Annotated in this window: 2 protein-coding genes; both read right to left on the reverse strand. The window is 34.7% G+C overall.

The genetic code is table 11. From position 1 onward, the window contains the following. Positions 1 to 1,084: 1,084 nt before the first annotated feature. Complete coding sequence (locus tag Arg41_RS07440) at positions 1,085 to 1,498, reverse strand: hypothetical protein (protein WP_092490711.1); 414 nt, start codon at positions 1,496 to 1,498, stop codon at positions 1,085 to 1,087. Positions 1,499 to 2,533: 1,035 nt separating this feature from the next. Then, the coding region (locus Arg41_RS08230; RefSeq protein ID WP_242641423.1) for a hypothetical protein at positions 2,534 to 3,739 on the reverse strand (1,206 nt) is incomplete at its 5' end.

Here is a 3,739-nt window from a genome sequence, read left to right on the forward strand (position 1 = left end):
CTATCTGTAAGAGAACGTGAAAATTCTTTAGGTAGCTGCCTAACAGTATGTATTGTAGCAGTAGTAGTGACGGAATTGCTGGTAGAGTTGCTACAGTTACTGTTGCAGGAATCCCCATTAACAGGGCTACTACCAGAGCTATAGGTAATTTTTGCCATCTTGCATTCCTTTACCGTTCCATGATGGATCTGGTTGCCACTAACAACCAAAAAAATTGGCACATAAACCCTGTCTCGGCGCTTTCATTATCTTTCTCGTCGTTGCTATTCTATTATGGTAGTCCTTATCATTGATCTTGTAAGCAAAAAATTGTGCTTTTTTTCTTACAAGATTTTTATTTTTAGTTAAAAAATTAACTTTGTTAATAGTATTATTTTGTAATTGGCAATGTAGTTTATAGTTTATGTGCTTATATTTTATTACAGCGGCGCCATTATCATTATGTTTGTCTGGAATGGATTATTGAACAATTTTAGCTGGTGCCGTTTATTTTATGCCGCATGATTTTAATGAACTAATTTTCTAGGGGGATGTGAAAACAAGGTAATCAAGATTATACAATGAACGTTAATCACATACCTGTTCCCCTGCTATTCATACGTCTCACAACCATCAACCTTGTGTATGCAAGGGGGAAAAAAGAAAAAGGGTTACAAGTGGCTACTCCTACAACCTGATTATAGTTCAACGAATAGTGAAGTTGCAAAGTGTAGATGCAGCACATCTTCAAGTCCGACAGCGATGATACGTTCCGTTTTTTGATATATCATGCTGGTTTGTATTCTTTATTGTGTGTATGATGTGCAGCCATGTTTAGTACGGGATAATGCTACAAATAATTTTTTCTGCTCAATAAGATAGATTAAGTGCAACTGGGTAAATTAGAGGTTAAAATTACTGCTGGAACACGTGCTGTTGGTACTACAAGTAACCAGATTCAGTACTAACCACAACGTTCTCTCCTGTAACAAAACATGAACATTCATTCATTTCGTTACTGCCTAAATCTAACGCACATATTTGCACTTCATGTTCCTTTTTCTAGTGAAATTAAGTTTTGTTTCTCCTTTCTTAACCTATATATCTATGTCCTGAGTGTTTCTTCCCTTACCCTACTTCTATATCCTGAGTACAGAGCAAAAGATGAGACGACTATGGAAACTATACACAATCCAAACCCAACGCTACGAATAATGGTATGTAATAACTCTCCAGATATTCCATGGATTTGGATAGTATTGCTGTATACCATAATTGTAAATACTGCGAAAGCAATAGCAACAAGTAGCATTACTATTGCAAGGGAACGAATAAAACTTTCCGATTTGCTAGAATTAGATACAACAGAACCAGTATTTTTAATAATACCAACACCAGAATCACTTCTAAGACCACTGAATTTATTATCACTTCGTACACAATCAGCATCGCTATAGACGCAATCAGATGTATGGCACGGATCTTTATAACCTGCACCAAACGAAACACTTTTTTGCATAACACATCCCCTCTGCTGCTATTTTATTTACAAATACTTGCCAGTAACCTTAAAAAACAGTTTTTGAACTATTAAACAAAAAATTATAAAATAAAGACAACTAGTTCAGTGAGTTTAAGCATATTTTGCAGTAACCCACATATCTGTATGTTAGTCCTTGTACGTGATATTGTAAGTAAAAAATTGCACTTTCTTTCATATAATTTTTAATTTACATGTAAATTATTTACTAACGATACTAGAATTATTTTGCTATTCATTATTTATTTTTTAACAAAGTGCTATTGCTGGATTATAATGTACGCTTACACGGGTAGTATAAATTGCCATGTTTTTATACCAAAGCATTAGAAATAGAAAATATGAATATCTAACGCCGTAGCTATGATGGCACTTTTCTGCCAAATTTGTTTTGGGAGGTTCAGATTCAGATATATTTTATGAGTAAAATTTACGACAACTTCATTGTTGCCACCAAGTTCTTACTTAGTAAGATTTGTTAGTATAAAATTTTGTTCATATTGACGGCGTAGTGATGGGGATATTTTATAGTAATAAGTAATAAAATTTTTTGTGTTTTAAATCTATCTAATCAAGGCCATAAATAAATGTTACAACTTGTTGTGTCATAGTTTTTTAATGGAAGTATTTTTTGGGGGTTATTTTAACTATTAAAAATGAATAATATTTATTAACTATACTAATGATATTCCTATTTATATAAATCTTAAATAGCAATACCAATGTTGTGTAGAGTATGTTTTTTGATATCGGCTAATTAGCTTTAGTACTTGTTTTTATAGACAATAAATATATTACTAGAGGTTAGTAATTTGCTGTTTTTATTGATAGGATGAACTTCGCTTTTCTGGGGAATTTTTATCATTATCGTTGTGTGCTACTGTCTATAGGTAATTTTGTATTGTTTTGACATATTCAGTCTATGAAAAGAGGTAATTTGGTGATTAATTTTAATGTTACATTATGTTGTAGCTGCTGTGGTTGTTGACGGTAGTATCTAAGTATTGAAAATAATCATTTGTTAATTAATAAACGCCTACGCAGTGGTAGAACTACTATTCTCGAATTATCTCCCGCACTGAAAGAAAGAGAACGGCAGGGTAAGGGCCGTGGGCTTGGGAAAGACAAACTACTTTCCTCCTCACTTTCAGATATATCATAATTTTCAAGATGTAAATCTCGTCCCACTCCATCTAAGATCAAATTACCCTTGAGTTCTAAATACTCTTCTGCACTAAATTGAAGACTACCTCTTCGTTTACACGATCTTATAACAAAACCAATAATAAATGTAATAACAGAAAATAATAAAAGTAAACCCATCAATAAAATACCATCATCTACAGATACTGGTGTGGCAAGAAAAGTAGAAGTTTCTACCGTTGATATTGTTGTAATAATATCTTCTGTTACAGTAGCAGCCCCTGTCGTTGCAATTTCTGTTGTTGTAGTCCACGTAGATGTAAATACCTCTGCAGTTGTGGTCGCAACTTCTGTGTCTGCCGTTGTAGTTGCAACTTCCGTAGAGGCAGTAGTAACATTTACTGTAGTTGCTCCTTCAGTAGGTGCAATAGTAAGTTCTATTATTGTCGCAGATTCCGTAGTTACACCTTTAGTAGATTCAGCAGTAACTTCTGTTGTTGCAATAAATTCTGTAGTTGTGGGTGCTTCTGCAGTTGTGGTCTCAACTTCCGTGGATGCACTAGTAATTCCTAATGTTGTAGTTGCAACTTTTGTTGTAGCAATAGATTCCGTAGATGTAGGAACATCTGCAGTTGTAGTCGCAACTTCTGTAGGAGCAGTAGTAACTTTTACTGTTGTTGCTCCTTCAGTAGGTGCGATAGTAGGTTCTATTGTTGTAGCAACCCCTTTAGTAGACTCAGCAGTAACTTCTGTTGTTGCAATAAACTCTGTAGTTGTGGGTGCTTCTGCAGTTGTGGTCTCAACTTCTGTGGATGCATTAGTAATTCCTGATATTGTAGTTGCAGCTTTTGTTGTCGCAATAGATTCCGTAGTTGTAGGAACATCTGCAGTTGTAGTAGCAATTTCCGTAGAGGCAGTAGTAACTTTTACTGTAGTTGATCCTTCAGTAGATGCGATAGTAGGTTCTAGTGTTGTTGTAGATTCCGTAGTTGCACCTTTAGTAGACTCAGCAGTAACTTCTGTTGTTGCAATAAATTCCGTGGTTGTGGGTGCTTCTGCTGTTGTGGTCTCAACTTC

The organism is Candidatus Ichthyocystis hellenicum (genome assembly GCF_001460935.1).
Classification (GTDB): Bacteria; Pseudomonadota; Gammaproteobacteria; order Burkholderiales; family 2013Ark19i; genus Ichthyocystis; species Ichthyocystis hellenicum.